The sequence below is a fragment of the Burkholderia ubonensis subsp. mesacidophila genome, from assembly GCF_002097715.1.
GTDB classification, from domain to species: domain Bacteria; phylum Pseudomonadota; class Gammaproteobacteria; order Burkholderiales; family Burkholderiaceae; genus Burkholderia; species Burkholderia mesacidophila.
Window position 1 is genome coordinate 1,044,704 of sequence record NZ_CP020738.1, and the last position, 23,760, is coordinate 1,068,463.

Consider the following 23,760-nt stretch of genomic DNA (forward strand, 5'->3'; position numbering starts at 1 on the left):
CCGTCCCCGAACCTGGGGAGGGACGGCCGGCGGGTGGGCCGGCCGAAGGGAGGGGGCGAGGATCAGCGGCCCGACGACGGCGTGGCCGGCGCGTTTGGCTCCTGCACGCCGAAGCAGCCGCGATAGGTCGCGTAGAACGAGCAGTAGACCATCGCGCCGATGATGGCCATCAACACCGGCATCGTGAGCTTGAGCGTATCGATGCCGGCGCCGACCGCCTGCAATACCAGCGACAGGAAGAGCGACGTGCCGAGCATGACGCCGAACCACACCAGGCCGTAGACGACGAACGCGCCCCGGTTGCGCCAGCAGCTGACGATGCTGAAGAACATCGCCTTCACGGGCGGGATGTCATGCCAGGCGGTGAGCACGGGCGCGAACCAGAACAGCATCGAGACGGGCACGTAGATCAGCGACGCGACGAGCAGCGGGACGACCGTGCCCGGCGCCGCGAGCGCGTCCGGGGTCGCGCCGGTGTCGCTCGCCGTGCTGACCATGGCGCGCAACATCGCGCCGCTGTCCACCATCGACGCTGCCGCGACCACGAGCACCATCGCCGCGACATAGATCGCGCCGAGCACGAGCAGCCGTTGGGTCGCGACGGCGCCGTACGAATGGAAGCCGTCGACGAGAATCGTCGGCAGCACATGCTTGCCGGCCACGGTGTCGCGGCACGCGGCCATGAAGCCGACCGCCATGCCGGGAATGAGCAGCGGCGGCAGCACCGCGCCGATCACGGGCACGCTCGATACGAGCGCAATGGCCAGCATGTACGTCACGAACAGCGTGATGAACGCGAGCGGGTTCCGGCGGAACAGCCAGATGCCTTGACGGAACCAGACGTAGCCGGTCTTCGCGGGGACTTCGATCAGTTGCATGCGGGTTGGGTCTCGGGAAGCGCGGGGATATGCGCGATACGCTCGCGCAGGATGCGTTCGAAATGGCCGGGATCGTGCGGCTTCAGCATCTCGGCCGCACGGGGCAGGTGGAAGTCGTACAGGCGCGATACCCAGAAGCGGTACGCGCCGGCGCGCAGCATGTCGCCCCAGTGGCGGCGCTCCTCGGCCGTGAACGGCCGCACGGTCTGGTACGCGCGCAGCAGCGCGTCCGCGCGCGCGTGGTCGAGCACGCCCGTTGCGAGGTCGACGCACCAGTCGTTGACGGTCACCGCGACGTCGAACAGCCACTTGTCGCAGCCGGCGAAATAGAAGTCGAAGAAGCCGCCGAGCCGCACGTTGTGGCCCGTGTCCGGCGCCGCATGCGCGAACAGCGCGTTGTCGCGGAACAGGTCGCAGTGGCACGGCCCGCTCGGCAGCGCCGCATAGTCGGCGGAGGCGAAGAAGCGCGCCTGATGCGCGAGTTCGCCTTCCAGCAGCGCGAGCTGCCCGGCGGTCACGAACGGCGCGATCGCCGGCACGTTCTCCTGCCACCACGGCAGGCTGCGCAGGTTGGGTTGCGTGCGCGGATAGTCGCGGCCCGCGAGGTGCAGCCGCGCGAGCATCTGCCCGACCTCGATGCAGTGCTCGACGCCCGGCGCCAGTTCGGCCGCGCCGTCGAGCTTCGTGACGATCGCGGCCGGCTTGCCGTGCAGCTCGCCGAACAGCGTGCCGTCGTTGCGCGGGACCGGGTCCGGCACCGGCACGCCGTGGCCGGCCAGGTGGCGCATCAGGTCGAGATAGAACGGCAGCTGTTCGGCCGTGAGCTTCTCGAAGATCGTGAGGACGTACTCGCCGCGGGTCGTCGTCAGGAAGAAGTTGCTGTTCTCGATGCCGGACGGAATGCCGCGGAACGCGACGACGTCGCCCAGCGCGTAGTGGCGCATCCAGTGCGCGAGATCGGAGTCGGAAACAGCGGTGAAAACAGCCATGCGAGATACGTCGAGTCAGGTTGGGCGGGCACGCGTGCCGCGTGCGTCGCGAAAAGGGAAGCGAGGGAGAGCCCGTGCGCCGCTGCCGGGGCCGGCGCGGCGCGGGCGGAGCGTCAGTAGTGCAGGTTGATCGACGGCAGGCGCGTGATCGGAATGCTCGCGTCGTGCGGCTTCGGCGACGTGTCCGGCGATGCGCTCATCTGGTAGCGGGTGCCGAAGTTCGACTTCACGTCGATCTCGACGGGCTTGCCGCGATCGCGATATTCGGTGACTTCGGTGCCGTTCTTGCTTTTTTCGTGGAAGCTCGGCGTGCGGCGGATGTCGGCGAAATCGACCTTCGACGTCACTTCGGCGCCGGGCCGGTTGATCTTCCGGAGATCCGGCAGGCCGGCGGCTTCGTTGGCATCGGCCTGGGCCTGAGCGTCGGCGCTCGGCGTGCCGCCGGCGGCGTAGGCGACGCTGGCGACGGCAAAAGCGGCGGCAGCGGCGATGAGAATGAGCGGCTTCATTGTGACTCTCCCGATTAACCGCTCAATTTTAGCAAATACTGTGCGCCATCCGGCTGTCGGCTTGGCGGGCGCGACCGTCTGCGTGACAAGGTTCCGTGGTAATGTCGGTTGATCAGACGAGGTGATGAACATGAAGAACGATTTGAGCCGCAGACACCGGATGCTGACCCCGGAAAGCCCGCCCGTCGAAGGATTCGACGACCCGATCGCCGCCGTCGCTCGGCTGTCCGCGATCTACGAGGCCAACGCCGGCTTCCTGCGCGACGCTTTCGCGCGCTATCGCCGCCACGAACCGATCACCGAGCACGTGCGCGCGTGCTATCCGTTCGTGCGGGTCCGCACCGAGGTCAACACGCACGTCGATTCGCGCCGCTCGTACGGCTTCGTCGCCGGCCCGGGCGTGTTCGAGACGACGGTGACCCGCCCCGATCTCTTTGCGAACTACTACCGCGAGCAACTGCGGCTGCTTGCGAAGAACCATCAGGTCAAGATCGAGGTCGGCGTGTCGTCGCAGCCGATTCCGATCCACTTCGCGTTTCCCGAAGGCATCCACCTCGAAGGCGAGCTCGACCGCGACAGCCTGCTCGCGATGCGCGACGTGTTCGACACGCCCGACCTGTCGTATCTCGACGATCGCATCGTCAACGGCACGTTCGAGCCTGCGCCGGGCGAGCCCCATCCGCTCGCGCTGTTCACTGCCGCGCGCGTCGACTTCTCGCTGCACCGGCTGCGCCACTACACCGCGACGTCGCCGACGCATTTCCAGAACTACGTGCTCTACACGAACTACCAGTTCTACATCGACGAGTTCGTGAAGCTCGGCCGCATGATGATGACGGAAAGCGACGATCCCGAAGTGCGCGCGTACCGCAGCCAGTACAGCGCGTTCGTCGAGCCGGGCGATCTCGTCACGTACAACGAGAACCTCGGCAGCGAGCCGTCGGAAGGCGCGGCGCCGCCGCGTCTGCCGCAGATGCCCGCTTACCACCTGAAGCGCGCGGACGGCAGCGGGATCACGATGGTCAACATCGGCGTCGGGCCGTCGAACGCGAAGACGATCACCGACCACATCGCGGTGCTGCGCCCGCATGCATGGGTGATGCTCGGCCACTGCGCGGGCCTGCGCAACACGCAGCGCCTCGGCGACTACGTGCTTGCGCACGGCTATGTGCGCGAGGATCACGTGCTGGACGCCGACCTGCCGCTGTGGGTGCCGATTCCGGCGCTCGCCGAAGTGCAGCTCGCGCTCGAACGCGGGGTCGCGGACGTCACGCAGCTCGACGGCGCGGAACTGAAGCGCGTAATGCGGACCGGCACGGTCGCGAGCGTCGACAACCGCAACTGGGAACTGCGCGATCATCGCGAGCCGGTGCAGCGGCTGTCGCAAAGCCGCGCGATCGCGCTCGACATGGAAAGCGCGACGATCGCCGCGAACGGCTTCCGCTTCCGCGTGCCGTACGGCACGCTGCTGTGCGTGTCCGACAAGCCGCTGCACGGCGAGCTGAAGCTGCCGGGCATGGCCGATCAGTTCTATCGCGCGCAGGTCGACCAGCACCTGCAGATCGGCGTGAAGGCGATGGAGATCCTGCGGACCAACGGGCTCGACAAGCTGCACAGTCGGAAGCTGCGGAGCTTCGCGGAAGTGGCGTTCCAGTAACAGACCCTTGCTGTATAAGGCTCCCCGGGAAGTTCGGGGAGCCTTCTTGTCTAACATGAGCGTCAGTGTCTAACTTGCATGCTTCAATGGCACTGGCCGGACGCGTTCCACTTCGCGCGACTTCGTGTAGTGCGCCGTCATACTTTCGGTCGTGTGGCCGGCCAGTGATTGAGCTGCGGCTGCCCCCTGCTGGCGCTTCGGATCGGTCAGCGCTTTCGCTCGCAGATCGTGGAAATGCATGCCGATCAGCTACTTCGGATCCGGTGTGCTTCCCTTCTCTTCGCAGTTTTTCTCATACGCCGATCGTGCCCGCTGGCAAGCCCGTTTTCATCCCGAGTACGCGCCGATGTAGGTGAAGCGGCCTCCGGCATGTGTGCAGATCACTGGCCCGATGGACGTGATCTTGCCGCCGCGGGCACGATCCAGCGTTTCTCGTAGATCGGGCGTCATCTCAATCAACAGACGCACGCCGCTGCTGTTGACTGTCTTGCTTGGATGAAACGAGATCCCCTCATCGGACACGTTCTGCCAGTTGAGCGCTAGAGGGTCGCCGATACGCTGAGCAGTCTGGTACGCCAGGTCGATCAGACAGAGGATCGACCGTGGGGACGATTTCTTGTAGTCGGCACCGGTAACGATGGCAGCCCGCACTGCGTTCAGCGCGTCGTCCGTGATGTAGCGATTCCGTTTCATTTCCCTGGCCGCGCCGATATCACGCGCGGGATTTCGGTCGCAAAGCCCACGCCGAACAGCATGCACGAAGATCATGCGACAGCAATGCCTTGTGTTTGTTGCTGCTGCTCGGCTTGACCTAGCGAAGTCGCCGATCATGCGCAGGCGGTGGCAAGTCGTGCGCAGATCGATGTCGGTGAGGGGCACGTGCTAGGTTCAGTGCAGAACGATCGGCGTCAGGACGGGCATGCAGGCGTCAGCGTCCCAACGGCAGCCGAGCGCGGGGCGGTGCCAACGAGCAAGACTGGATCGACGTCTGCACGTCACAGTGCGCGGAGGTATTCGCGGCGCTTGTCGAGCGACAGGCGGGGCGGATCGAACGGCATCACGACGGTGGCGTAAGCGAGGATGGTCATGCTGATCTCCTTATTTTGGGCAAAAAAGGCCCCTCGCGCCGTATAGGCACGATGCGAGCGGAAAGCAGGGGAAGTTGTTTAGGGCGCTAGGCGGGCAGCTCGAGTTGTTGCGAGAGGCGTTCGCGCACGTTCTGCGAGAGCGGCAGGTTGAGCGGCAGATCCGGGGGCGCGGACGGCGACAGGGTGCGTGCGAACTCCATGTTCACAACGTAGATGTGGTCGCACTCAACGTTGTTGTACTGGTAAGTGACTTCCCGGAACGTTTGGGACATTTCGCGGCTGCTACGCGTGGTCGCGCGCGGCAGTGCGGCAGCGGTTCAGGATTCGCATACGGTCCTCCCAGGGCGGCACTCGCCGTCGCCGCGTCGTGCGCATTCACAATGCACGCCGGCACTCGCCAGGTGTGGCAACGGCGTTGAGATATTTGCGGGTGACGAGAACGAAGCCGACTGCCGCCGAGCGTGTCGATCTTGTCAATGACGACGCCTTGCCCCCCGCTCAGGAAGCGGCTGACCTCGGAGTCGTCCCAACCGAGGGCAGTTTGCATTTCGTGACGCTTCGGACTATGCAGGGCATGACGCATCGCGGGCTCGATGAGGGCGGGATTTCGCATGGCTCAACGTTCCACAATGGGATTTACGTGCGCTTGTGTAGTTGTGCCGGTAGCTTTGTCCTGGTATCGCTCGACCCCTTAGAGGTAGATCAGACGTGCGACGCTGGACGTTGACCGACTCTGGGCAGCGGACAGTTCTTCGAGTGCGGGGCGCTCATCCGGCATGAGTCGCATGGGGGCGGGGTTGCTTGACAGCACGCCGCGTGGTGACCGCGTGATCGGGACTATCTTGCGAAACATGGGGATATACTTCCCTTCGTTAACCTTGCGCAATAGCAGAATGGCGGTCTTTTGACTACCTGTAAGTCGATATGGTGGCCAATTGACCGTTTTTTCGCGAAGGCTCAAAGAAGAGCGACAACGTCTTGGGATGAACCAGACAGCTTTCGCCGCCTTGGGTGGGGTGTCCAAGGACGCGCAACTGAACTATGAAAGTGGATCTAGGCGTCCCGATGCCACATATCTGGAGGCGGTTGCTTCTCATGGCGTAGACGTGCTTTACGTCCTTACAGGGAAGCACAACATTTCCGAGTTGTCCGTTAACGAAACCGACCTTGTGCGCCGATACCGTGAGGCTCCCGCCGCGGTACGTGCTGCGGCACTTGCGGCGGATGTGGCGTCGCGTACGTATCAGCAAGATTTCAACGGGGCGAGCATCGACCGGCAGGTCAGTCGTGACGTGGAGAGCCCCTTCACAATTAATGTAGGTACGAAGCGAGCGCGGAAAAAGCGCGGCAAGGAACCGAGCTAAATAGGTGGTGTTGTAACGGCAGGGCCAGCCGTTGGAGAGAAAAAAGCGATGGATCAGAAGTGCAGTGGTGAGGTCGGGCAAATTGCCGGCCGCGATGTGAAGGACAGTAACTCGCAAGCTAACGTCAATAACCACCTTCACAACGGGGCGAAGGCGAAGCGGTACATCAGTGACCGCCAGCGGCGTGCGGTAACAATTGCGGTAGCCGCGACGGTTGCGGTTGCAGCGGCACTGTACGTCAAGCGTTCCGGCCGGGTCAGTCAGTACAGCGCGTAGCGGCTGCCACGACACCGCATTGCGAATACGGCGGCAATCGCTATTCACTTGGCAGCGTGGTCATGCAAGCCGGTACGCGTCGCCAGTGCGCAGTTGCCGCCGATGGTGCGGCATGGGAGAAAGTAGGCTCGGCACGACACTGATTCATCCTGCTTGCCGCCGATACAAATTTCTAACAGGCGCGCATTCGCGCCATATATTCCGGGGAACTTATGAAAGCGTTACTTTTGTTTGTTGCGACGATCCTGATCTGGGGTGTCATTTGGCGGTATCTTGCAAAGTTCTGGCGAGGCAAAGGACGCGGTGCATTTACGTCCCATCTTGGGGCGGGCGTTGTCGGATTCATCGTGTCGATGATCTTCTTTGGGGCACTCTCTCCCGAGAAGGAAGCCGTGAGCAGTACAGCATCGCCGCGCGCCACAGCGGCTTCCTCTGCGTCTACCCATGACGCTCCTATCAGCAACGTGTCCGGAGAGAAACAAACGGCGCAGTCGGCGGTGGCGGCTTCGAAGGTAGTCGCCTCATCTAGCGCGGACGGCAAGGACGATGAAGGAGGCAGCGAATCCGATGCTCGAGATTTGGGGGTGACCCCCGATCAGTACGCTGGTCAGTTCGATAAGCTCATGAAAAAAATGGACTTACCTTTCCGGGCTCGATTCACCAACAAAAAGAGCGGAAGCACTGTGGATTCGGTCCGAGCAGATTTTGACGAGCGAATGGGATTGATTGGCCGTGTCAGTAAAAAATCGGGGAAGCTTCTCGAAGTCACATTCATTGCTGGTAGCGATGGGACCGCCGATACGGCAGCAAATATTATACTGGTAGCTGCCGCGGCGTTGACTGCTGCTATTCCTGATACATCCGTCAAATCCGTGTCACCCAAAATCATGGATATGGTGACGAAGTATAAGGAGGGTGGGGACAGTGAAGAACGTGTTCTGAATGGGGTGAAGCTCTATTACTTGAGAAGCGATCAGATCGGGCACTGGTTCGGGGCAAAACCGAGCTGATCTTAGTCTGAGTTCATTTACTGCTTTTCCTGAAATGCGACCGGTGCCGCTCGATCGTCGGATCGTCGCGCATTTCGAGGTCGAGCGCGGTCGTGAATCCACCGTTACCGTTGATCGTGTGCGTTGCCTTCTTCACGAGCCACGCGGTCTCGTCGATCTCCGGTTTAAAACCCGACACTGTGACCGTAATGCCGTTCAGTTAAGACATCTTTGATGTGCCGAGCGGAGTAATGCTAAGGTCGGGCTTTAATCACACGGGGGCATTTACGCCCCCGTCGTTTTTCAGCGGTCTCGAGCGCAAGGTGAGCGTGCAGGCGGGTGAGCCACGCGGGTATTTTGCCGAATGCCGGGGGCACGGTAGCCCACATCATTTCGTGCTGGATGACGTGGAAGGCCCGTACGAAGCTGATGTCGGTCGGGTCGAGCTTCGATTGCCATGCGGCGCTCGCAATCTCGCGACGGATCAGGTTTTAGGCAATCAACACGCCCCAAATTTCCTCGTATACCTCTTCGACGGTCCGGCTGCGCAAGGTCAGTTCCGTGCTGAGCATCGACTGCTTCAGTTCCCGGTAACTGGTTTTGACCTGCCAGCGGCGCTCATAGCAGGGACGATGTCGGCCGGTTTGAAGCGTTTACGATCGTCCAGCGAGGTCGGCAGCATCTGCTCACGGCCGCGCGCATCGATGGTGCGGATCGCGCGAACCTGCCAGAACTCCGGCAATTCGGCGGATTGTTTGCGCGTCTGCGGGGACACGCGTATGCGCACCATCGCATTGTCCGTCGTACCATCGACGACCTCCCACTGAGTTGGGATTTGGCCGGAATCTGGAAGTGGCGGTTACACCCGTTCATCGTCAGGCCGCACAAGATTCGAGCGGCCAGACAGTGGCGGTTAGCGTCACCGCTCGTACTTGAGGATAGCTGGTCACCTTGCCGCTGGCGTAGCGTTGCGCACCAAAGTGCTCACGATTGGCCGGGCTGTCGGCCGTGCGCAGTGAGGTGCCGTCCATCGCCCACGGACTCAATCCCTTGAAGGTATGGCGTGCCGCGTCCTGCGTGGTCCACAGCCCATGCTGTTCGTTCGAAAAGCCATGCCAGCGGGGCTTCGCAAACACGTTGGCGCGCCTGCGCCACGGCACTCTTGGTGACAAACGGGACGGCCTCGTTGGGCAGCGCCAGATCAACACCTTCTTTCCCCAAAGCAAAAATGCCGTTCAGTTGCTTAACCGAACGGCATTAGCGCCCTCGGGCGCCTTTTTGCTGACGCATCGGGCGCGCACGGCGCCCGCACGTCAACGGCGACTCAGCACTCGCCCTTCTTTGCGTGTCCCGGCGGGCAGTGGTAGCCGCCGTGGCCGCGATGGCGCTCGTGATCTTCCCACTCGCGGCGTTCCCAGTAGCGTCGGCCATCCCAGTAGCGTTCGCCGTGCCAGCCGATCACGACCGCGGGCGCCGGCGCGACCATGACGGGCGCGGGTGCCACGACGACCGGGGCGGGCGTGCCGATGTTCACGTCGACGTTCACGGCATGGGCGATGCCGGACAGTGAGACGCCGAAACCGGCGAGGGCGGTGGCGAGCAGCGAGCGTTTCATGTTGTTTTCCCGAATGGTGTGGAGTTCGCGGCGCGGCGAAGCGCACCACTGGATCGCAGTGTGCCGTTGCGCGGCGGGAAAAGCGAACGGGTTCTGTTACCGCAGATTGGCGGCGCGTCGCCGACGCAGGGCCAGGCGGGATGAGGTGATTTGACAGTGGCGCGCCGCAATACTGCATTTGCTGTAGCGCAGCATGCGGCGAACGGCAGCCGGATTTGACGTTTTCGCGCCGAACGGCTTCACGCGGCGTTACAAAATGACGCAAATCGCACGCTGCCGGACGTGGCATTCCGGCAGCACGTGCCCGGCGAGCCCTGGTGGCGAGGCTCGGCCCGGGCGATTTACAGATAGAACATCCGGTCTTCTTCCGGACGCGGCGGATGCGCTTCCTCGCCTTCCTCTTCGCCGCGGTCCTCGTAGAACGCGAGCACGGCGTCGAGCACCTGGTCGGGATCGTCGATCACCTGCATCAGGTCCATGTCTTCCGCGTTGATGAGGCCGTTCGGGATCAACTGGTCGCGGAACCACTGCAGCAGCCCCTGCCAGAACGTGCTGCCGACAAGAATGATCGGCACGAGGCGCGACTTCTTCGTCTGGATCAGCGTGAGCACTTCGGACAGCTCGTCGAGCGTGCCGAAGCCGCCCGGCATCACGATCACCGCATCGGAGTTCTTCACGAACGTGACCTTGCGCGTGAAGAAGTGGCGGAAGCGCAGCGAGATGTCCTGGTAGTGGTTGCCGGCCTGCTCATGCGGCAGCTCGATGTTGAGGCCGACCGACGGCGCCTTGCCGGCGTGCGCGCCCTTGTTCGCCGCTTCCATGATGCCGGGGCCGCCGCCGGAGATCACCGCGAAGCCGGCGTCGGACAGCTTGCGCGCGATCTGCACCGCGAGCTTGTAGTGCGGCGTATCGGGCTTGAGACGGGCAGAACCGTAGATGCTGACGGCCGGTCGGATCTCCGACAGGTACTCGGTCGCCTCGATAAACTCTGCCATAATCGTGAACATCTGCCACGATGCGCGCGCCTTCTTGGCCGTCGCGCGTTCTTGATCTGCGAGCGAACGCAGACTCGGAATCACTTTTCTCTTGTTCATAATGCCTGAAGAACGAAATCTGGAAGGTAAGACCCTGCTATTGGTTGACGGTTCGAGCTATCTGTATCGGGCTTACCATGCGATGCCTGATTTGCGTGGCCCTGGCGGGGAGCCGACCGGAGCGCTCTACGGAATCATCAACATGCTGCGCCGTATGCGCAAGGAAGTCAGTGCAGAGTATAGCGCTTGCGTGTTCGATGCAAAGGGCAAGACGTTCCGCGACGACCTCTATGCCGACTATAAGGCAAACCGTCCGTCGATGCCGCCCGATCTCGCGTTGCAGGTCGAGCCGATCCACGGCGCCGTGCGCGCGCTCGGCTGGCCGCTGCTGATGGTCGAGGGCGTCGAAGCCGACGACGTGATCGGCACGCTCGCGCGCGAAGCCGAGCGGCACGGGATGAAGGTGGTCGTGTCGACGGGCGACAAGGATCTCGCGCAGCTCGTCACCGATGCCGTCACGCTCGTCAATACGATGACCAACGAGATACTCGACCGCGACGGCGTGGTCGCGAAGTTCGGCGTGCCGCCGGAGCGGATCATCGACTACCTGACGCTGATCGGCGACACCGTCGACAACGTGCCGGGCGTCGAGAAGTGCGGGCCGAAGACGGCCGTGAAGTGGCTGACGCAGTACGACAGCCTCGACGGCGTCATCGAGCACGCGGGCGAGATCAAGGGCGTCGTCGGCGACAACCTGCGCCGTGCGCTCGACTTCCTGCCGCTCGGCCGCAAGCTCGTGACCGTCGAGACGGCCTGCGATCTTGCGCCGCATCTCGAATCGATCGAGGCGACGCTCGCGACCGACGGCGAAGCGCGCGACCTGCTGCGCGACATCTTCGCGCGCTACGGATTCAAGACCTGGCTGCGCGAGATCGACAGCGCGCCCGCCGAAGGCGGCGGCGCCGACGCGCCGGACGGCGAGCCGGCGCAGGTGGTGGCGGCGGACATCGTCCGCGAATACGACACGATCCAGACCTGGGAACAGTTCGACGCGTGGTTCGCGAAGATCGACGCGGCCGCACTCACTGCGTTCGACACCGAGACGACGTCGCTCGACCCGATGCTCGCGCGGCTCGTCGGCCTGTCGTTCTCGGTCGAGCCCGGCAAGGCCGCGTACCTGCCGGTCGGGCACCGCGGCCCCGACTTGCCCGAGCAGTTGCCGCTCGACGAAGTGCTTGCACGCCTGAAGCCGTGGCTCGAATCGGCCGACCGCAAGAAGGTCGGCCAGCACCTGAAGTACGACGCGCAGGTGCTCGCGAACTACGGGATCGAACTGAACGGCATCGAGCACGACACGCTGCTCGAATCGTACGTGCTCGAATCGCACCGCACGCACGACATGGATAGCCTCGCGCTGCGTCATCTGGGCGTCAAGACGATCAAGTACGAGGACGTGGCGGGCAAGGGCGCGAAGCAGATCGGCTTCGACGAAGTGGCGCTCGCGCAGGCCGCCGAATACGCGGCCGAGGACGCGGACGTCACGCTGCAGCTGCATCACGCGCTGTACCCGCAGGTCGCGCGCGAACCGGGCCTCGAGCGCGTGTACCGCGAGATCGAGATGCCGGTGTCGATCGTGCTGCGCAAGATGGAGCGCACGGGCGTGCTGATCGACGATGCGCGCCTGCAGGCGCAGAGCACCGAAATTGCGACGCGTCTCATCGAGCTTGAAGCGCAGGCGTACGAACTGGCCGGCGGCGAATTCAATCTCGGCTCGCCGAAGCAGATCGGCCAGATCTTCTTCGAGAAGCTGCAGTTGCCGGTCGTGAAGAAGACGCCGAGCGGCGCGCCGTCGACCGATGAAGAGGTGCTGCAGAAGCTGGCCGAGGATTACCCGCTGCCGAAGCTGCTGCTCGAGCATCGCGGGCTGTCGAAGCTTAAGTCGACCTATACCGACAAGCTGCCGCGTATGGTCAACCCGGAAACGGGGCGTGTGCACACGAACTACGCGCAGGCGGTTGCGGTCACGGGCCGCCTCGCGTCGAACGATCCCAATCTTCAGAACATTCCGGTGCGCACCGCCGAAGGCCGGCGGATCCGCGAGGCGTTCGTCGCGCCGCCGGGCCACAAGATCGTGTCGGCCGATTATTCGCAGATCGAACTGCGGATCATGGCGCACATCTCGGGCGACGCGTCGCTGCTCCGCGCGTTCTCGAACGGCGAGGACATTCACCGCGCGACCGCGGCGGAAGTGTTCGGCGTGACGCCGCTCGAAGTGACGTCCGACCAGCGCCGGATCGCGAAGGTGATCAACTTCGGGCTCATCTACGGGATGAGCGCGTTCGGCCTCGCGTCGAACCTCGGCATCACGCGCGACGCGGCGAAGCTGTACATCGACCGCTATTTCGCGCGCTACCCGGGCGTCGCGCAATACATGGAGGACACGCGCGCGATCGCGAAGGAGAAGGGCTACGTCGAAACCGTTTTCGGCCGCCGCCTGTGGCTGCCGGAGATCAACGGCGGCAACGGCCCGCGCCGCCAGGCGGCCGAGCGCGCGGCGATCAACGCGCCGATGCAGGGCACCGCGGCCGACCTGATCAAGCTGTCGATGATCGCGGTGGACGACTGGCTCACGCGCGACGGCCTCGCGTCGCGGATGATCATGCAGGTGCACGACGAACTGGTGCTCGAGGTGCCCGAGGCCGAGCTGCCGCGCGTGCGCGAGAAACTGCCGGAAATGATGTGCGGCGTCGCGAAGCTGAAGGTGCCGCTCGTCGCCGAGGTCGGCGCCGGCGCGAACTGGGAAGAGGCCCACTGACCGGCGCCACTACGCGCCCCCTGTGACGTGCGACATATTGTTGCAGAGACGTCACTTCTTGAAACTGTTTGCTTGTGGTCAACGCGCAAGCTCCCGGACAATGCATGTCAGGCATCGCCTGGCGGCGAGGCGAGGCGCGCTTCGTGCGCCGGGAGCGGGTGCGTGGATGTCGTTCGAACTGCACATCAATGATGTTCGAACTGGTTCGCCACGGAGTCACGCAGCCGCGCTCGGTATCGCGCGGTCGCAGCCGGTTTTGAACAGCAAGGGGGAATCAGATGCATCGGATCATCATCGTAGGCGGAGGCGCGGGCGGCCTGGAACTGGCGACACGGCTCGGCGATCGGTATGGCGCGCGCGGCAACCGTCCCGCGCAGGCGCTCGTCACGCTCGTCGATCGTTATCCGACGCATATCTGGAAGCCGCTGCTGCATGAGGTGGCGGCCGGCAGCATGGACCCCTTCACGCAGGAGCTCGAATATGCGGCGCAGGCGCGCTGGCACGGCTTCGAGTTTCAGCAGGGCGCGCTGATCGGCCTCGACCGCGCGACGAAGCGGATCACGCTGTCGCCCGTCAACGACAGCGACGGCGAGGAACTGCTGCCGCAGCGCACGCTCGACTATGACACCCTCGTGATCGCGATCGGCAGTACGACGCATTTCTTCGGCGTGCAAGGTGCACAGGAGAATGCAATCGCACTCGACACCGTCGCGGAGGCCGAGCGGTTCCGCAAGCGGCTGATCGCCGCGTGCATGCGCGCCGAGCACCAGAATCCCGCACCGGCGGAAGTGTCGGGCGACCCGTCGGCGCCGGCCGAGCCGCGCATCCAGGTGGCGATCGTCGGCGGTGGCGCGACCGGCGTCGAGCTGTCGGCCGAGCTGCGCAATACCGCGCAGGTGCTGTCCGCGTACGGCCTGCACAAGCTCGACCCGCGGCACGACGTCGGCATCGTGCTGATCGAATCCGGCCCGCGGATTCTCCCGGCGCTGCAAGAGCGTGTGTCGTCCGCGACCGCCGAGCTGCTCGAAAAACTCGGCGTGCGGCTGATGCTGAGCGAGCGCGTGACCGAAGTCGCGCCGGGCGTGGTGCGCACCGCGAGCGGCAAGTCGGTGCGCGCCGACCTGACCGTCTGGGCGGCCGGCATCAAGGCGCCGGCCGTGCTGGCGCAGCTCGACGGCCTGCCGGTCAACAAGCTCGGCCAGCTCGACGTGCGCCGCACGCTGCAAACCGCCAACGACGACAGCGTGTTCGCGCTCGGCGATTGCGCCGCATGCGCGTGGCCCGGCAACGAACGCAACGTGCCGCCGCGCGCACAGGCCGCGCACCAGCAGGCGAACTTCCTGATGAAGGCGATCGCGTGCCGGCTGGAGGGGCGGCCGCTGCCCGAGTTCACCTATCGCGACCTCGGCTCGCTCGTGTCGCTCGGCCACTTCAGCGCGGTGGGCAACCTGATGGGCGGGCTGATCGGCGGCAACATGCTCATCGAAGGCCTGTTCGCGCGCTTCATGTACATGTCGCTGTACCGGCTGCACATCGCGGCGCTGCACGGCTATCCGCGGATGATGCTCGATACCGTCGCGCACTGGCTGCGGCGCACGACGCTGCCGCGCGTCAAGCTGCACTGACGACGGCGTGATGCGGTCCTGACGGGCGGGGAATGCGCGACGAGCGGATTCCCCGCCCGTCGCCGTTTTGGAGCGTGCGCACGCAGCCGGCTTTGGTCGTTCCGGCGACGCGTGCCGAGTGCGTCGATTGCGCGTATCGAGATGGATTCTTGCGTTCGGACGGTTGACGTGACAACGGATTATTGGGCATCGTGTGCAGGTTTCCGCTTGCGGCCGTGTGCGGACTGCCGCGGCAACCGCGTCGCGGGCCGGCGCGATGCCCCGTCATGCCGAAGCCGTCGGTGTGCCGGCGGCGCTCAATCGAGGAGTGCATATTCATGTTGAAACCCGAAGTCGACAGCCTGGTTCCCCACATTCCGTTCTCGCGACGCCGGTTCATGCAGGCCACGCTGGGCGGCGCTTTCGCGGCCGCGGTGCTGCCGGTGTCGGCGCAGACGATCACGACCGACAGCGCCGGGCTCGACGTGGACACGGTCGAGATCCGCTCGGGCGACGCGAGCGTGCCCGCGTACCGCGCGCAGCCGCAGGGCAAGGCCAACCTGCCGGTCGTCATCGTGATTCACGAAATCTTCGCCGTGCATGCGCATATCGCCGACATCTGCCGCCGCTTCGCGAAGCTCGGCTATCTGGCGATCGCGCCCGACCTGTTCGCGCGGCAGGGCGACGTGTCGAAGTATCCGACGATCCAGGGGGTGATCGACAACATCGTCAGCAAGGTGCCGGACCGGCAGGTGACCGAGGATCTCGACGCGACGCTCGCGTGGGCGGGCAAGAACGGCGGCGACCTGTCGCGCGTCGGCGTGACGGGGTTCTGCTGGGGCGGCCGTCAGGCGTGGCTGTATGCGGAGCACAATCCGCGCGTGCGCGCGGCGATCGCATGGTATGGGTTCGTCGAAGGCAAGACCGACGAGATGACGCCGTTCAATCCGGTCGATCATGCGTCGATGCTGAAGGTGCCCGTGCTCGGCCTGTACGGGGAGAAGGACACGAACATCACGCAGGCATCGCTCGCGGACATGCGGGCGCAGATCCTGAAGAGCGACTCGAAGCTCGCGCGCGAGTCGGAGATCGTCGTGTATCCCGATGCGGGTCACGCATTCTTCGCGGATTACCGGCCGAGCTATGTGAAGGCCGATGCCGAGGATGGCTGGAAGCGCGCGCTCGCGTGGTTCCACAAGTACGGCGTGATGTAAACGGAACGCGGCGGCCGAGGTGCGCCCGCCAGATGGCTTATGGATTCGGGCCGGTCGCGACCGGCCGCGACGGATCGGCGCACCATTCGCTCCACGAGCCGGGGTAGAGCGACGCGCCGTGCAGGCCCGCGATTTCCATCGCGAGCGCGTTGTGGCAGGCGGTCACGCCCGAGCCGCATTGCAGGATCGCGAGGTTCGGCTCAGTGCCGGCCAGCAGCGCGGAAAACGTCTCGCGCAGCTCGTGGCCGGTCTTGAAGCGGCCGTCCGCCGCCAGGTTGTCCTTGAAGAAGCGGTTGCGCGCGCCCGGAATGTGGCCGCCGACCGGATCGATCGTTTCGTTCTCGCCGCGATAGCGGTCCGCCGCGCGTGCATCGATCACGAGGCGCGCATGCGACGTCAGGTTCGCGAGCACGGCCTGCGCATCGACCGTCGATTCGAGCGGCGACTGCGCGCGGAAGTCGCCGCGCGACGGATGCTGCGTTTCGGGCGTCAGCGGCTGGCCGGTCGCTTGCCACGCCTGCAGCCCGCCGTCGAGGACGGCGACCGAATCGTGGCCGAGCCAGCGCAGCAGCCACCACAGGCGCGCCGCATAGGAGCCGCCCTGCGCATCGTATGCGACGACCTGCTGGCCTTGCTTCAGCCCCCGGTTGACGAGCGTGGCGACGAGCGCGTCGCGCGTCGGCAGCGGGTGGCGGCCGTTGGTGCCGGTCTTCCTGCCGGACAGGTCGCGATCGAGATGCAGGTACTGCGCGCCCGGGATGTGTCCGGCTGCATACGCGGCTTCGCCTGCGCCGGTGTCGGCGAGATCGAAGCGGCAGTCGAACAGCGCGACGCTGGCGGGCGCGACCGCGAGGCGTTCGGCGAGATTGGCCGCGGAGATGAGCGTGGTGTAATGAGTATGTGGCATGACGGCTCCTGATTGAGCAAACGGCCTGATGTTCTAAGTCTAAACAAAAAAAGACGGGTCGCAGCCCGTCTTTTCGTCACGCATCGTGATGCTTGAACAGCATGCCGGCGTCAGATGTCGCCCAGCTGGCGGCGCAGGAATTCGTGGAAGTGCTGCATGCCGTCTTCCATCGGGCTCTGGTACGGGCCGACCTGCGATTCGCCGCGCTCCATCAGCGCGCGGCGGCCGGCGTCCATGCGCAGCGCGATCTCGTCGTCCTCGATCGCCGTCTCCATGTACGCCGCGCGTTCCGCCTCGACGAACTCGCGCTCGAACAGCGCGATTTCCTCGGGATAATAGAACTCGACGATGTTGGTCGTCTTCTGCGGCCCGCGCGGAATCAGCCACGACACGACGAGCACGTGCGGATACCACTCGATCATCAGGCCCGGGTAGTAGACCATCCAGATCGCGCCGAACTCCGGCGGCACGCCGTTGCGGAACTTCAGCACCTGCTCGTGCCACTTCTTGTAAGTCGCGCTGCCCGGCTTCGCGAGCGCGTTGTGCACGCCGACCGTCTGCACGCTGTACCAGTCGCCGAACTCCCACTTCAGGTCGTCGCACGACACGAAGCTGCCGAGGCCCGGGTGGAACGGGACGACGTGGTAATCCTCGAGGTAGACCTCGATGAAGGTCTTCCAGTTATAGTCGCACTCGTGGACTTCGACGTGATCGAACTGGTACTCCGAGAAATCGAAGTGGTGTTTCGTGCCGAGGTTCGCGAGATCGCGCGCGACATTGCGGCCTTCCGCCTCGAACAGCAGCCCCTGCCAGTTCTGCAGCGGCGACTTGCCGAGGTTCAGGCACGGCTTGTCGGGGAAGTGCGGTGCGCCGAGCAACTGGCCTTCCAGGTCGTACGTCCAGCGGTGCAGCGGGCACACGATGTTCTGCGTGTGGCCGCGCCCGTTCAGCATGATCGCCTGCCGGTGACGGCACACGTTCGACAGCAGTTCGACCTGGTTCGCCGGGTTGCGGACCAGCACGCGGCCTTCCTTTTCGGACGGCAGCGCAAAATAATCCCCCGCCTCGGGCACCATCAGATCGTGCCCGACGTAGCGAGGTCCTTTCTTGAAGAGTGTTTCGACTTCGCGCGCTAACAGCGCCTCATCGAAGTATGCAGTGACTGGAAGCTGGCTATGAGCCGACTTCAACTGAAGCGCATCGCTCAGATTGGACATTCCCACTCCCGGTGATAGCGTGAAAGCAGTGAACAACCCAACCATCGAAAAATCGATTTAGGGAAACGGGGAATTATACCCGGTTCCCTCGGCAAGGCCAGTATTAAGTGCCTGATTTGTGTCAATTTTTTGTCGGGCGTCCATCCTGAGGAGCACAATTTGCACCCAAGGCGGGGCCGGAGCGCGCGCCTGACGCACCAAGTCGGCAGGTCGGAAAATTCTCTTTTGCCGTAGAATGTCCGACTTGTTTTGAAATTTGACACTTTGTCCATGGCGAAAACCGCATCCCCAGGCGCCACGCCGCCCGGCAATGGCACCGAGCCGTTGCCGGACAATTATGAGATGGCGCTCGCGGAGCTCGAGGCGCTGGTTGCCCGGATGGAAGGCGGCGCATTGAGCCTCGAGGATTCGCTCGCGGCCTATCGCCGTGGGGCGACACTTGTTGCGTTTTGCCAACAGCAGCTCGAAAAAGTAGAGCAGCAGGTGCGCGTGCTTGACGGTGCGGCCCTGAAGCCGCTTTCGGCCGGAGCGGCCGCCACGGACGGCGAAGACGACGATCTATGACATTCGAACAATGGATGCGGTCTGTGCTTGACCGTGTCGAGGATGCACTCGGCCACTACCTGCCGGCCGAAACTGTGGTGCCCGCACAACTCCACGAAGCGATGCGCTACGCGGTCCTCGGGGGCGGCAAGCGCGTGCGCCCGCTGCTGTGCCATGCAGCGGGCGAGCTGACCGGTGCCACCGAGGCGGCGCGTAATGCGGCGGCGGCGGCGCTGGAGATGATCCACGTCTATTCGCTCGTGCACGACGACATGCCGTGCATGGACGACGACGCGCTGCGGCGCGGCAAGCCGACCGTGCACGTGCAGTACGACGAGCCGACCGCGCTGCTGGTCGGCGACGCGCTGCAGTCGCAGGCATTCGTCGCGCTGACGGACGCCGACGCGCTGACGCCGGTGCAGCAAGCCGCGCTCGTGCGCGAGCTGGCGCTGGCGAGCGGCTCGATCGGCATGGCCGGCGGGCAGGCGATCGACCTGGCGAGCGTGGGCATGAAGCTCACGCGCGAGCAGCTGGAGACGATGCACCGGATGAAGACGGGCGCGCTGCTGCGCGCCGCCGTGCGGATGGGCGCGCTCGCGGGCGAGACGCCGTCCGCGGACGCGATGGCCGCGCTCGACGTCTACGCTGCCGCGGTCGGCCTGGCCTTCCAGGTCGTCGACGACATTCTCGACGTGACGACCGATTCGGCGACGCTCGGCAAGACGGCCGGCAAGGATGCAGCGAACGACAAGCCGACCTACGTGTCGATTCTCGGCCTCGATGCGTCGCGCGAACTGGCCGCGCAACTGCGCGCCGACGCGCACGCCGCGCTGCAACCTTTCGGCGCGCGCGCGCAGCGTCTCGCCGAACTGGCCGACCTGGTGGTGAACCGGGTCAGCTGACGCGAAAGCCCGCCGCCGCGCACATGCTACGGTGCGTGCAACAGAATGCGGGCGCGTTTGATTTCCTACAATGGAACGACGATGTACGACTTGCTGAAAACTATCGACGATCCGGCCGACTTGCGCCGTCTCGATCGCCGCCAACTTCAACCGCTCGCCGACGAGCTGCGCGCGTTCGTCCTCGACAGCGTGTCGAAGACGGGCGGCCATCTGTCGTCCAACCTCGGGACGGTCGAGCTGACGATCGCGTTGCACTACGTGTTCAACACGCCGAACGACCGTATCGTCTGGGACGTGGGTCACCAGACCTATCCGCACAAGATCCTGACGGGCCGCCGCGACCAGATGCACTCGCTGCGCCAGCTCGACGGCATCTCGGGCTTCCCGCGCCGCTCGGAATCGGAATACGACACGTTCGGCACCGCGCACTCGAGCACGTCGATCTCGGCCGCGCTCGGCATGGCGATCGGCAGCCAGCTGAACGGCGACGACCGCTTTTCGATCGCGGTGATCGGCGATGGCGCGATGACCGCCGGCATGGCGTTCGAGGCGATGAACAACGCCGGCGTGAGCGAGGACGCGAAGCTGCTCGTGATCCTCAACGACAACGACATGTCGATCTCGCCGCCGGTCGGCGCGCTGAACCGTCATCTCGCCCGCCTGATGTCGGGCCGCTTCTATGCGGCTGCGCGCGCGGGCGTCGAGCGTGTGCTGAGCGTCGCGCCGCCGGTGCTCGAACTCGCGCGCAAGCTCGAGGAGCACGCGAAGGGCATGGTCGTGCCCGCGACGCTGTTCGAGGAGTTCGGTTTCAACTACATCGGGCCGATCGACGGTCACGATCTCGATTCGCTGATCCCGACGCTGCAGAACATCAAGGAACTGCGCGGTCCGCAATTCCTGCACGTCGTGACCAAGAAGGGGCAGGGCTACAAGCTGGCCGAGGCTGACCCGGTGCTGTACCACGGCCCGGGCAAGTTCAATCCGGCGGAAGGCATCAAGCCGTCGGCGACGCCCGCGAAGAAGACCTACACGCAAGTGTTCGGCGAATGGCTGTGCGACGAGGCCGAACGCGATTCGCGCGTCGTCGGCATCACGCCCGCGATGCGCGAAGGCTCGGGCATGGTCGAGTTCGAGAAGCGCTTCAAGGATCGTTACTACGACGTCGGCATCGCCGAGCAGCATGCGGTGACGTTCGCGGGCGGCCTCGCGACCGAAGGGCTGAAGCCCGTCGTCGCGATCTACTCGACGTTCCTGCAGCGCGCGTACGACCAGCTGATCCACGACGTCGCGCTGCAGAACTTGCCGGTCGTGTTCGCAATCGACCGCTCGGGCCTCGTCGGCGCGGACGGTGCGACGCACGCGGGCGCATACGACCTCGCGTTCATGCGCTGCATTCCGAACATGACGGTCATGGCGCCGTCCGACGAGAACGAATGCCGCCAGATGCTGCACACCGCGCTGCTGCAGCCGAACCCGACCGCGGTGCGCTATCCGCGCGGCGCGGGCACGGGCGTCGCGACGGTGAAGGAACTCACCGAGATCCCGCTGGGCAAGGGCGAAGTGCGTCGCCAAACGTCGCAGCCGCAAGGCAAGCGCATCGCGATCCTCGCGTTCGGCACGATGGTCGCGCCGTCGCTCGTCGCTGCCGAGGAGCTCGATGCGACCGTCGCGAACATGCGCTTCGTGAAGCCGGTCGACGCCGCGCTCGTGCGCGAGCTGGCTGAAACGCACGATGCGCTCGTCACGATCGAGGAAGGCTGCGTGATGGGCGGCGCGGGTTCCGCATGCGTCGAAGCCCTGATGGAGAGTGGGGTTATCCGACCCGTACTACAATTGGGCCTCCCTGACCGCTTCATCGATCACGGTGACCACGCGAAGCTGTTGTCGCAATGCGGCCTCGACGGCGCGGGCATCGCGAAATCGATTCGTGAACGCTTCCTGGATCCGGCGGCCGACGTCGCCGACCAGGCCAAGCGCGTCGCGTAAGCCGGCGCCGCCAGATGGCGGTGTCGACGCGACTGGCGCAGCACGGTCTTTCATTGATGCGGAAAACATGGGCCTGCGGGCCCATGTTGTTTTTCCGGCCTGCCGTTTGCGGCAGCGCGCGCGAAGTCCCGCGCACGGCTTAAAAGGATTGAACAAGATGAACCAGATGAATCCCGCCTTCGTGATGCCCGACGTGCAGAGCACGGTGGATACCCGTCAGATTCCGATTCAGCGCGTGGGCGTGAAGGCGGTCCGGCATCCGTTGACGGTGCGCACGGAAAGCGGCGACGTGCAGCCTTCCGTCGGTCTCTGGAACCTCGACGTCCATCTGCCGGCCGAACAGAAGGGCACGCACATGTCGCGTTTCGTCGCGTTGCTCGAGGAGCATCGCGCGCCGCTGACGACCGGGCTGTTCCGCACGATGCTTGCGTCGATGCTGGAGAAGCTCGAAGCCGAAGCGGGCCGCATCGAGGTGACGTTCCCGTATTTCGTGAACAAGACGGCGCCCGTGTCGGGCGTGCAGAGTCTGCTGGACTACGAAGTGACGCTCGCGGGCGAAAGCCGCGGCGGCGCGACCCGGCTGTTCCTGAAGGTGCTGGTGCCGGTCACGAGCCTGTGCCCGTGCTCGAAGAAGATCTCGCAGTACGGCGCGCACAATCAGCGCTCGCACGTGACGATCGATGCCGAACTCGCGGCGGACGTGCCGGTCGAGGCGCTGATCCGGATGGCCGAGGAAGAGGCGTCGTGCGAACTTTGGGGGCTGCTGAAGCGTCCGGACGAGAAGTTCGTCACCGAGCGCGCGTACGAGAACCCGAAGTTCGTCGAGGACTTGGTGCGCGATGTCGCGCAGCGGCTCGATGCCGACGAGCGCATCGTGGCCTACGTGCTCGAAGCGGAGAACTTCGAGTCGATCCACAATCACAGCGCGTATGCGCTGATCGAGCGCGACAAGCGGCAGGCCGCGTAACGCGCCGCTTCGCCTTTTAAAGCAGAAAGGCCGCTCGGGTTCGAGCGGCCTTTTCTTTTTGCTTGTGCAAGCCGCGTGCGCAACGCGGGCGGGGCGCGTTCAGCGCGCGAGCGACGCCAGATCCCAGCGCGGCTTCACGGTGAACGCATAGTCGGCGTTCGCCTGTTCGGGCCAGCGCGCGAGCCGCAGCGCGCCCGCGAGCGCGATCATCGCGCCGTTGTCGGTGCACAGCGCGAGATCCGGGTAGTGCACGTCGAAACCGCGCTTCACGGCGGCAGCCGACAGCGCGGCGCGCAACTGGCGGTTCGCGCCGACGCCGCCCGCGACCACGAGGCGCTTGAGCTTCGTCTTCTTGAGCGCCGCCAGCGACTTCGCGACGAGCACGTCGACGGCCGCGTCGACGAAACCGCGCGCGAGGTCCGCCTTCGCGCGCTCGAGCGCGTCGCCGGTCAGTTTCGCGGCCTCGAACTTCTTCATCTGCGTCAGCACGGCGGTCTTCAGGCCGCTGAAGCTGAAGTCGAGATCCCCGGAGTGCAGCATCGGGCGCGGCAGCACGACGGCGCCCGGCGTGCCGGTTTCAGCCAGCTTCGACACTTCCGGGCCGCCCGGGTAGCCGAGGCCGATCAGCTTCGCGGTCTTGTCGAACGCTTCGCCGGCGGCGTCGTCGAGCGTCTCGCCGAGCGTTTCGTACACGCCGACGTCGGTCACGCGCATCAGCTGCGTATGGCCGCCCGACACGAGCAGCGCGACGAACGGAAACGGCGGCGGCTCCGCGACGAGCAGCGGCGACAGCAGGTGGCCTTCGAGATGGTGGATGCCGACGGTCGGCTTGTTCCACGCGAGCGCGAGCGCGTTCGCGATGCTCGCGCCGACAAGCAGCGCGCCGGCCAGCCCCGGGCCCTGTGTGAAGGCGATCGCGTCGATGTCCTCGCGCCGCGTGCCGCTTTGCGCGATGACTTCCTCGAGCAGCGGCAGCGCGCGGCGGATGTGGTCGCGCGACGCGAGCTCGGGCACGACGCCGCCGTAGTCGCGGTGCATCGCGATCTGCGAATGGAGGGCGTGCGCCAGCAGCCCGCGCTGCGTGTCGTAGAGCGCGAGGCCGGTTTCGTCACAGGAGCTTTCGATGCCGAGAACGAGCATGGTGTGGGGCAGGGCGTGCGCGCATCGCGCGGCGTCGCCGGAATGTCAACGTAACCGAAAAGTATA

Annotated in this window: 19 protein-coding genes and 5 pseudogenes; 11 read left to right on the forward strand and 13 right to left on the reverse strand. The window is 65.0% G+C overall.

The features are described 5' to 3' along the window. Nucleotides 1-62: 62 nt before the first annotated feature. The 3 genes from B7P44_RS22295 to B7P44_RS22305 all read right to left on the reverse strand — a co-directional run bounded on the left by B7P44_RS22295 (nt 63) and on the right by B7P44_RS22305 (nt 2,376). On the reverse strand, nt 63-878 hold the full coding sequence (locus B7P44_RS22295) for a BPSS1780 family membrane protein (protein ID WP_084908175.1): 816 nt from the start codon (nt 876-878) through the stop codon (nt 63-65). After that, nucleotides 869-1,867: a homoserine kinase gene (locus B7P44_RS22300; protein ID WP_084908176.1), complete on the reverse strand. Its 999-nt coding sequence runs from the start codon at nt 1,865-1,867 to the stop codon at nt 869-871. Before B7P44_RS22300 ends, B7P44_RS22295 begins: the two co-directional genes overlap by 10 nt. Before the next feature lie 113 nt (nt 1,868-1,980). Beyond that, nucleotides 1,981-2,376, reverse strand: a complete 396-nt coding sequence (locus B7P44_RS22305) for a hypothetical protein (RefSeq protein ID WP_084908177.1) — start codon at nt 2,374-2,376, stop codon at nt 1,981-1,983. A gap of 130 nt (nt 2,377-2,506) precedes the next feature. On the opposite strand from B7P44_RS22305, the gene B7P44_RS22310 reads away from it, so the two are divergent. Beyond that, on the forward strand, nt 2,507-4,033 hold the full coding sequence (locus B7P44_RS22310; protein ID WP_084909966.1) for an AMP nucleosidase: 1,527 nt from the start codon (nt 2,507-2,509) through the stop codon (nt 4,031-4,033). Between the two features lie 91 nt (nt 4,034-4,124). Here B7P44_RS22310 and B7P44_RS22315 read toward each other — a convergent pair. The 3 pseudogenes from B7P44_RS22315 to B7P44_RS22325 form a co-directional block, all read right to left on the reverse strand. Then, nucleotides 4,125-4,801: pseudogene (locus B7P44_RS22315) on the reverse strand (tyrosine-type recombinase/integrase); the annotation flags it as partial. A gap of 406 nt (nt 4,802-5,207) precedes the next feature. After that, nucleotides 5,208-5,451: pseudogene (locus B7P44_RS22320) on the reverse strand (ogr/Delta-like zinc finger family protein). Further along, nucleotides 5,439-5,734, reverse strand: a pseudogene (locus B7P44_RS22325) (DNA-binding protein). The pseudogenes B7P44_RS22320 and B7P44_RS22325 overlap by 13 nt, the downstream one beginning before the upstream one ends. Before the next feature lie 322 nt (nt 5,735-6,056). On the opposite strand from B7P44_RS22325, the gene B7P44_RS22335 reads away from it, so the two are divergent. The 3 genes from B7P44_RS22335 (at nt 6,057) to B7P44_RS37570 (ending at nt 7,771) form a co-directional block, all read left to right on the forward strand. Continuing rightward, a complete protein-coding gene (locus tag B7P44_RS22335) occupies nt 6,057-6,485 on the forward strand; it encodes a helix-turn-helix domain-containing protein (protein ID WP_084908178.1) in 429 nt (142 codons plus the stop codon). 48 nt (nt 6,486-6,533) lie between these two features. Continuing rightward, a complete protein-coding gene (locus B7P44_RS37565; RefSeq protein WP_231716814.1) occupies nt 6,534-6,761 on the forward strand; it encodes a hypothetical protein in 228 nt (75 codons plus the stop codon). A 212-nt stretch (nt 6,762-6,973) separates the two neighbouring features. Further along, on the forward strand, nt 6,974-7,771 hold the full coding sequence (locus B7P44_RS37570) for a hypothetical protein (RefSeq protein WP_231716815.1): 798 nt from the start codon (nt 6,974-6,976) through the stop codon (nt 7,769-7,771). A gap of 13 nt (nt 7,772-7,784) precedes the next feature. Here B7P44_RS37570 and B7P44_RS36585 read toward each other — a convergent pair. The 4 genes and pseudogenes from B7P44_RS36585 to B7P44_RS22360 form a co-directional block, all read right to left on the reverse strand. Next, nucleotides 7,785-7,955, reverse strand: a pseudogene (locus B7P44_RS36585) (phage late control D family protein); the annotation flags it as partial. Between the two features lie 49 nt (nt 7,956-8,004). Next, nucleotides 8,005-8,962: pseudogene (locus tag B7P44_RS22350) on the reverse strand (transposase); the annotation flags it as partial. A gap of 112 nt (nt 8,963-9,074) precedes the next feature. Next, nucleotides 9,075-9,365: a hypothetical protein gene (locus B7P44_RS22355; RefSeq protein WP_084908179.1), complete on the reverse strand. Its 291-nt coding sequence runs from the start codon at nt 9,363-9,365 to the stop codon at nt 9,075-9,077. 341 nt (nt 9,366-9,706) lie between these two features. After that, nucleotides 9,707-10,459: an LOG family protein gene (locus B7P44_RS22360; RefSeq protein WP_084908180.1), complete on the reverse strand. Its 753-nt coding sequence runs from the start codon at nt 10,457-10,459 to the stop codon at nt 9,707-9,709. Between the two features lies 1 nt (nt 10,460). Between B7P44_RS22360 and polA the strand changes: the two genes are divergently transcribed. The 3 genes from polA (at nt 10,461) to B7P44_RS22375 (ending at nt 16,032) form a co-directional block, all read left to right on the forward strand. Next, entirely contained in the window at nt 10,461-13,214 is a 2,754-nt protein-coding gene (polA, locus tag B7P44_RS22365) for a DNA polymerase I (protein WP_084908181.1), read from the forward strand. Between the two features lie 278 nt (nt 13,215-13,492). After that, the gene (locus tag B7P44_RS22370) at nt 13,493-14,839 is read left to right on the forward strand and encodes an NAD(P)/FAD-dependent oxidoreductase (RefSeq protein WP_084908182.1); all 1,347 of its coding nucleotides are present in this window, start codon (nt 13,493-13,495) and stop codon (nt 14,837-14,839) included. 317 nt (nt 14,840-15,156) lie between these two features. Beyond that, nucleotides 15,157-16,032 (forward strand): dienelactone hydrolase family protein, encoded by an 876-nt coding sequence (locus tag B7P44_RS22375; protein WP_084908183.1) that lies wholly within the window; start codon nt 15,157-15,159, stop codon nt 16,030-16,032. A gap of 37 nt (nt 16,033-16,069) precedes the next feature. Here B7P44_RS22375 and B7P44_RS22380 read toward each other — a convergent pair whose 3' ends face one another. Both B7P44_RS22380 and B7P44_RS22385 read right to left on the reverse strand, forming a co-directional pair. Further along, entirely contained in the window at nt 16,070-16,939 is an 870-nt protein-coding gene (locus tag B7P44_RS22380; protein ID WP_084908184.1) for a sulfurtransferase, read from the reverse strand. A gap of 110 nt (nt 16,940-17,049) precedes the next feature. After that, complete coding sequence (locus B7P44_RS22385) at nt 17,050-18,156, reverse strand: aromatic ring-hydroxylating oxygenase subunit alpha (protein ID WP_084908185.1); 1,107 nt, start codon at nt 18,154-18,156, stop codon at nt 17,050-17,052. Between the two features lie 270 nt (nt 18,157-18,426). On the opposite strand from B7P44_RS22385, the gene B7P44_RS22390 reads away from it, so the two are divergent. The 4 genes from B7P44_RS22390 to folE2 all read left to right on the forward strand — a co-directional run bounded on the left by B7P44_RS22390 (nt 18,427) and on the right by folE2 (nt 22,554). Continuing rightward, a complete protein-coding gene (locus B7P44_RS22390) occupies nt 18,427-18,720 on the forward strand; it encodes an exodeoxyribonuclease VII small subunit (protein ID WP_084908186.1) in 294 nt (97 codons plus the stop codon). Further along, the gene (locus B7P44_RS22395) at nt 18,717-19,601 is read left to right on the forward strand and encodes a polyprenyl synthetase family protein (protein ID WP_084908187.1); all 885 of its coding nucleotides are present in this window, start codon (nt 18,717-18,719) and stop codon (nt 19,599-19,601) included. Before B7P44_RS22390 ends, B7P44_RS22395 begins: the two co-directional genes overlap by 4 nt. 81 nt (nt 19,602-19,682) lie before the next feature. Further along, the gene (gene dxs / locus B7P44_RS22400; RefSeq protein WP_084908188.1) at nt 19,683-21,587 is read left to right on the forward strand and encodes a 1-deoxy-D-xylulose-5-phosphate synthase; all 1,905 of its coding nucleotides are present in this window, start codon (nt 19,683-19,685) and stop codon (nt 21,585-21,587) included. 157 nt (nt 21,588-21,744) lie between these two features. After that, nucleotides 21,745-22,554 (forward strand): GTP cyclohydrolase FolE2, encoded by an 810-nt coding sequence (folE2, locus tag B7P44_RS22405; protein ID WP_084908189.1) that lies wholly within the window; start codon nt 21,745-21,747, stop codon nt 22,552-22,554. Nucleotides 22,555-22,653: 99 nt separating this feature from the next. Here the strand turns inward: folE2 and tsaD are convergent, their stop codons facing one another. Continuing rightward, nucleotides 22,654-23,694 carry a tRNA (adenosine(37)-N6)-threonylcarbamoyltransferase complex transferase subunit TsaD gene (tsaD, locus tag B7P44_RS22410; RefSeq protein ID WP_084908190.1) on the reverse strand — a complete coding sequence of 347 codons (1,041 nt, stop codon included), beginning with the start codon at nt 23,692-23,694 and terminating at the stop codon, nt 22,654-22,656. Nucleotides 23,695-23,760 lie beyond the last annotated feature (66 nt).

What these genes read in the sequence shown, in the direction of transcription:
- B7P44_RS22370 (WP_084908182.1), top strand. Translation starts at nt 13,493, where the DNA reads ATGCATCGGATCATCATCGTAGGCGGAGGCGCGGGCGGCCTGGAACTG.
- B7P44_RS22375 (WP_084908183.1), top strand. Translation starts at nt 15,157, where the DNA reads ATGTTGAAACCCGAAGTCGACAGCCTGGTTCCCCACATTCCGTTCTCG.
- B7P44_RS22355 (WP_084908179.1), bottom strand. Translation starts at nt 9,365, where the DNA reads ATGAAACGCTCGCTGCTCGCCACCGCCCTCGCCGGTTTCGGCGTCTCA.
- B7P44_RS22380 (WP_084908184.1), bottom strand. Translation starts at nt 16,939, where the DNA reads ATGCCACATACTCATTACACCACGCTCATCTCCGCGGCCAATCTCGCC.
- B7P44_RS22360 (WP_084908180.1), bottom strand. Translation starts at nt 10,459, where the DNA reads ATGAACAAGAGAAAAGTGATTCCGAGTCTGCGTTCGCTCGCAGATCAA.
- tsaD (WP_084908190.1), bottom strand. Translation starts at nt 23,694, where the DNA reads ATGCTCGTTCTCGGCATCGAAAGCTCCTGTGACGAAACCGGCCTCGCG.
- B7P44_RS22385 (WP_084908185.1), bottom strand. Translation starts at nt 18,156, where the DNA reads ATGTCCAATCTGAGCGATGCGCTTCAGTTGAAGTCGGCTCATAGCCAG.
- B7P44_RS22390 (WP_084908186.1), top strand. Translation starts at nt 18,427, where the DNA reads ATGGCGAAAACCGCATCCCCAGGCGCCACGCCGCCCGGCAATGGCACC.
- dxs (WP_084908188.1), top strand. Translation starts at nt 19,683, where the DNA reads ATGTACGACTTGCTGAAAACTATCGACGATCCGGCCGACTTGCGCCGT.
- B7P44_RS22300 (WP_084908176.1), bottom strand. Translation starts at nt 1,867, where the DNA reads ATGGCTGTTTTCACCGCTGTTTCCGACTCCGATCTCGCGCACTGGATG.
- B7P44_RS22310 (WP_084909966.1), top strand. Translation starts at nt 2,507, where the DNA reads ATGAAGAACGATTTGAGCCGCAGACACCGGATGCTGACCCCGGAAAGC.
- B7P44_RS22305 (WP_084908177.1), bottom strand. Translation starts at nt 2,376, where the DNA reads ATGAAGCCGCTCATTCTCATCGCCGCTGCCGCCGCTTTTGCCGTCGCC.
- folE2 (WP_084908189.1), top strand. Translation starts at nt 21,745, where the DNA reads ATGAACCAGATGAATCCCGCCTTCGTGATGCCCGACGTGCAGAGCACG.
- B7P44_RS22395 (WP_084908187.1), top strand. Translation starts at nt 18,717, where the DNA reads ATGACATTCGAACAATGGATGCGGTCTGTGCTTGACCGTGTCGAGGAT.
- B7P44_RS37565 (WP_231716814.1), top strand. Translation starts at nt 6,534, where the DNA reads ATGGATCAGAAGTGCAGTGGTGAGGTCGGGCAAATTGCCGGCCGCGAT.
- polA (WP_084908181.1), top strand. Translation starts at nt 10,461, where the DNA reads ATGCCTGAAGAACGAAATCTGGAAGGTAAGACCCTGCTATTGGTTGAC.
- B7P44_RS22295 (WP_084908175.1), bottom strand. Translation starts at nt 878, where the DNA reads ATGCAACTGATCGAAGTCCCCGCGAAGACCGGCTACGTCTGGTTCCGT.
- B7P44_RS37570 (WP_231716815.1), top strand. Translation starts at nt 6,974, where the DNA reads ATGAAAGCGTTACTTTTGTTTGTTGCGACGATCCTGATCTGGGGTGTC.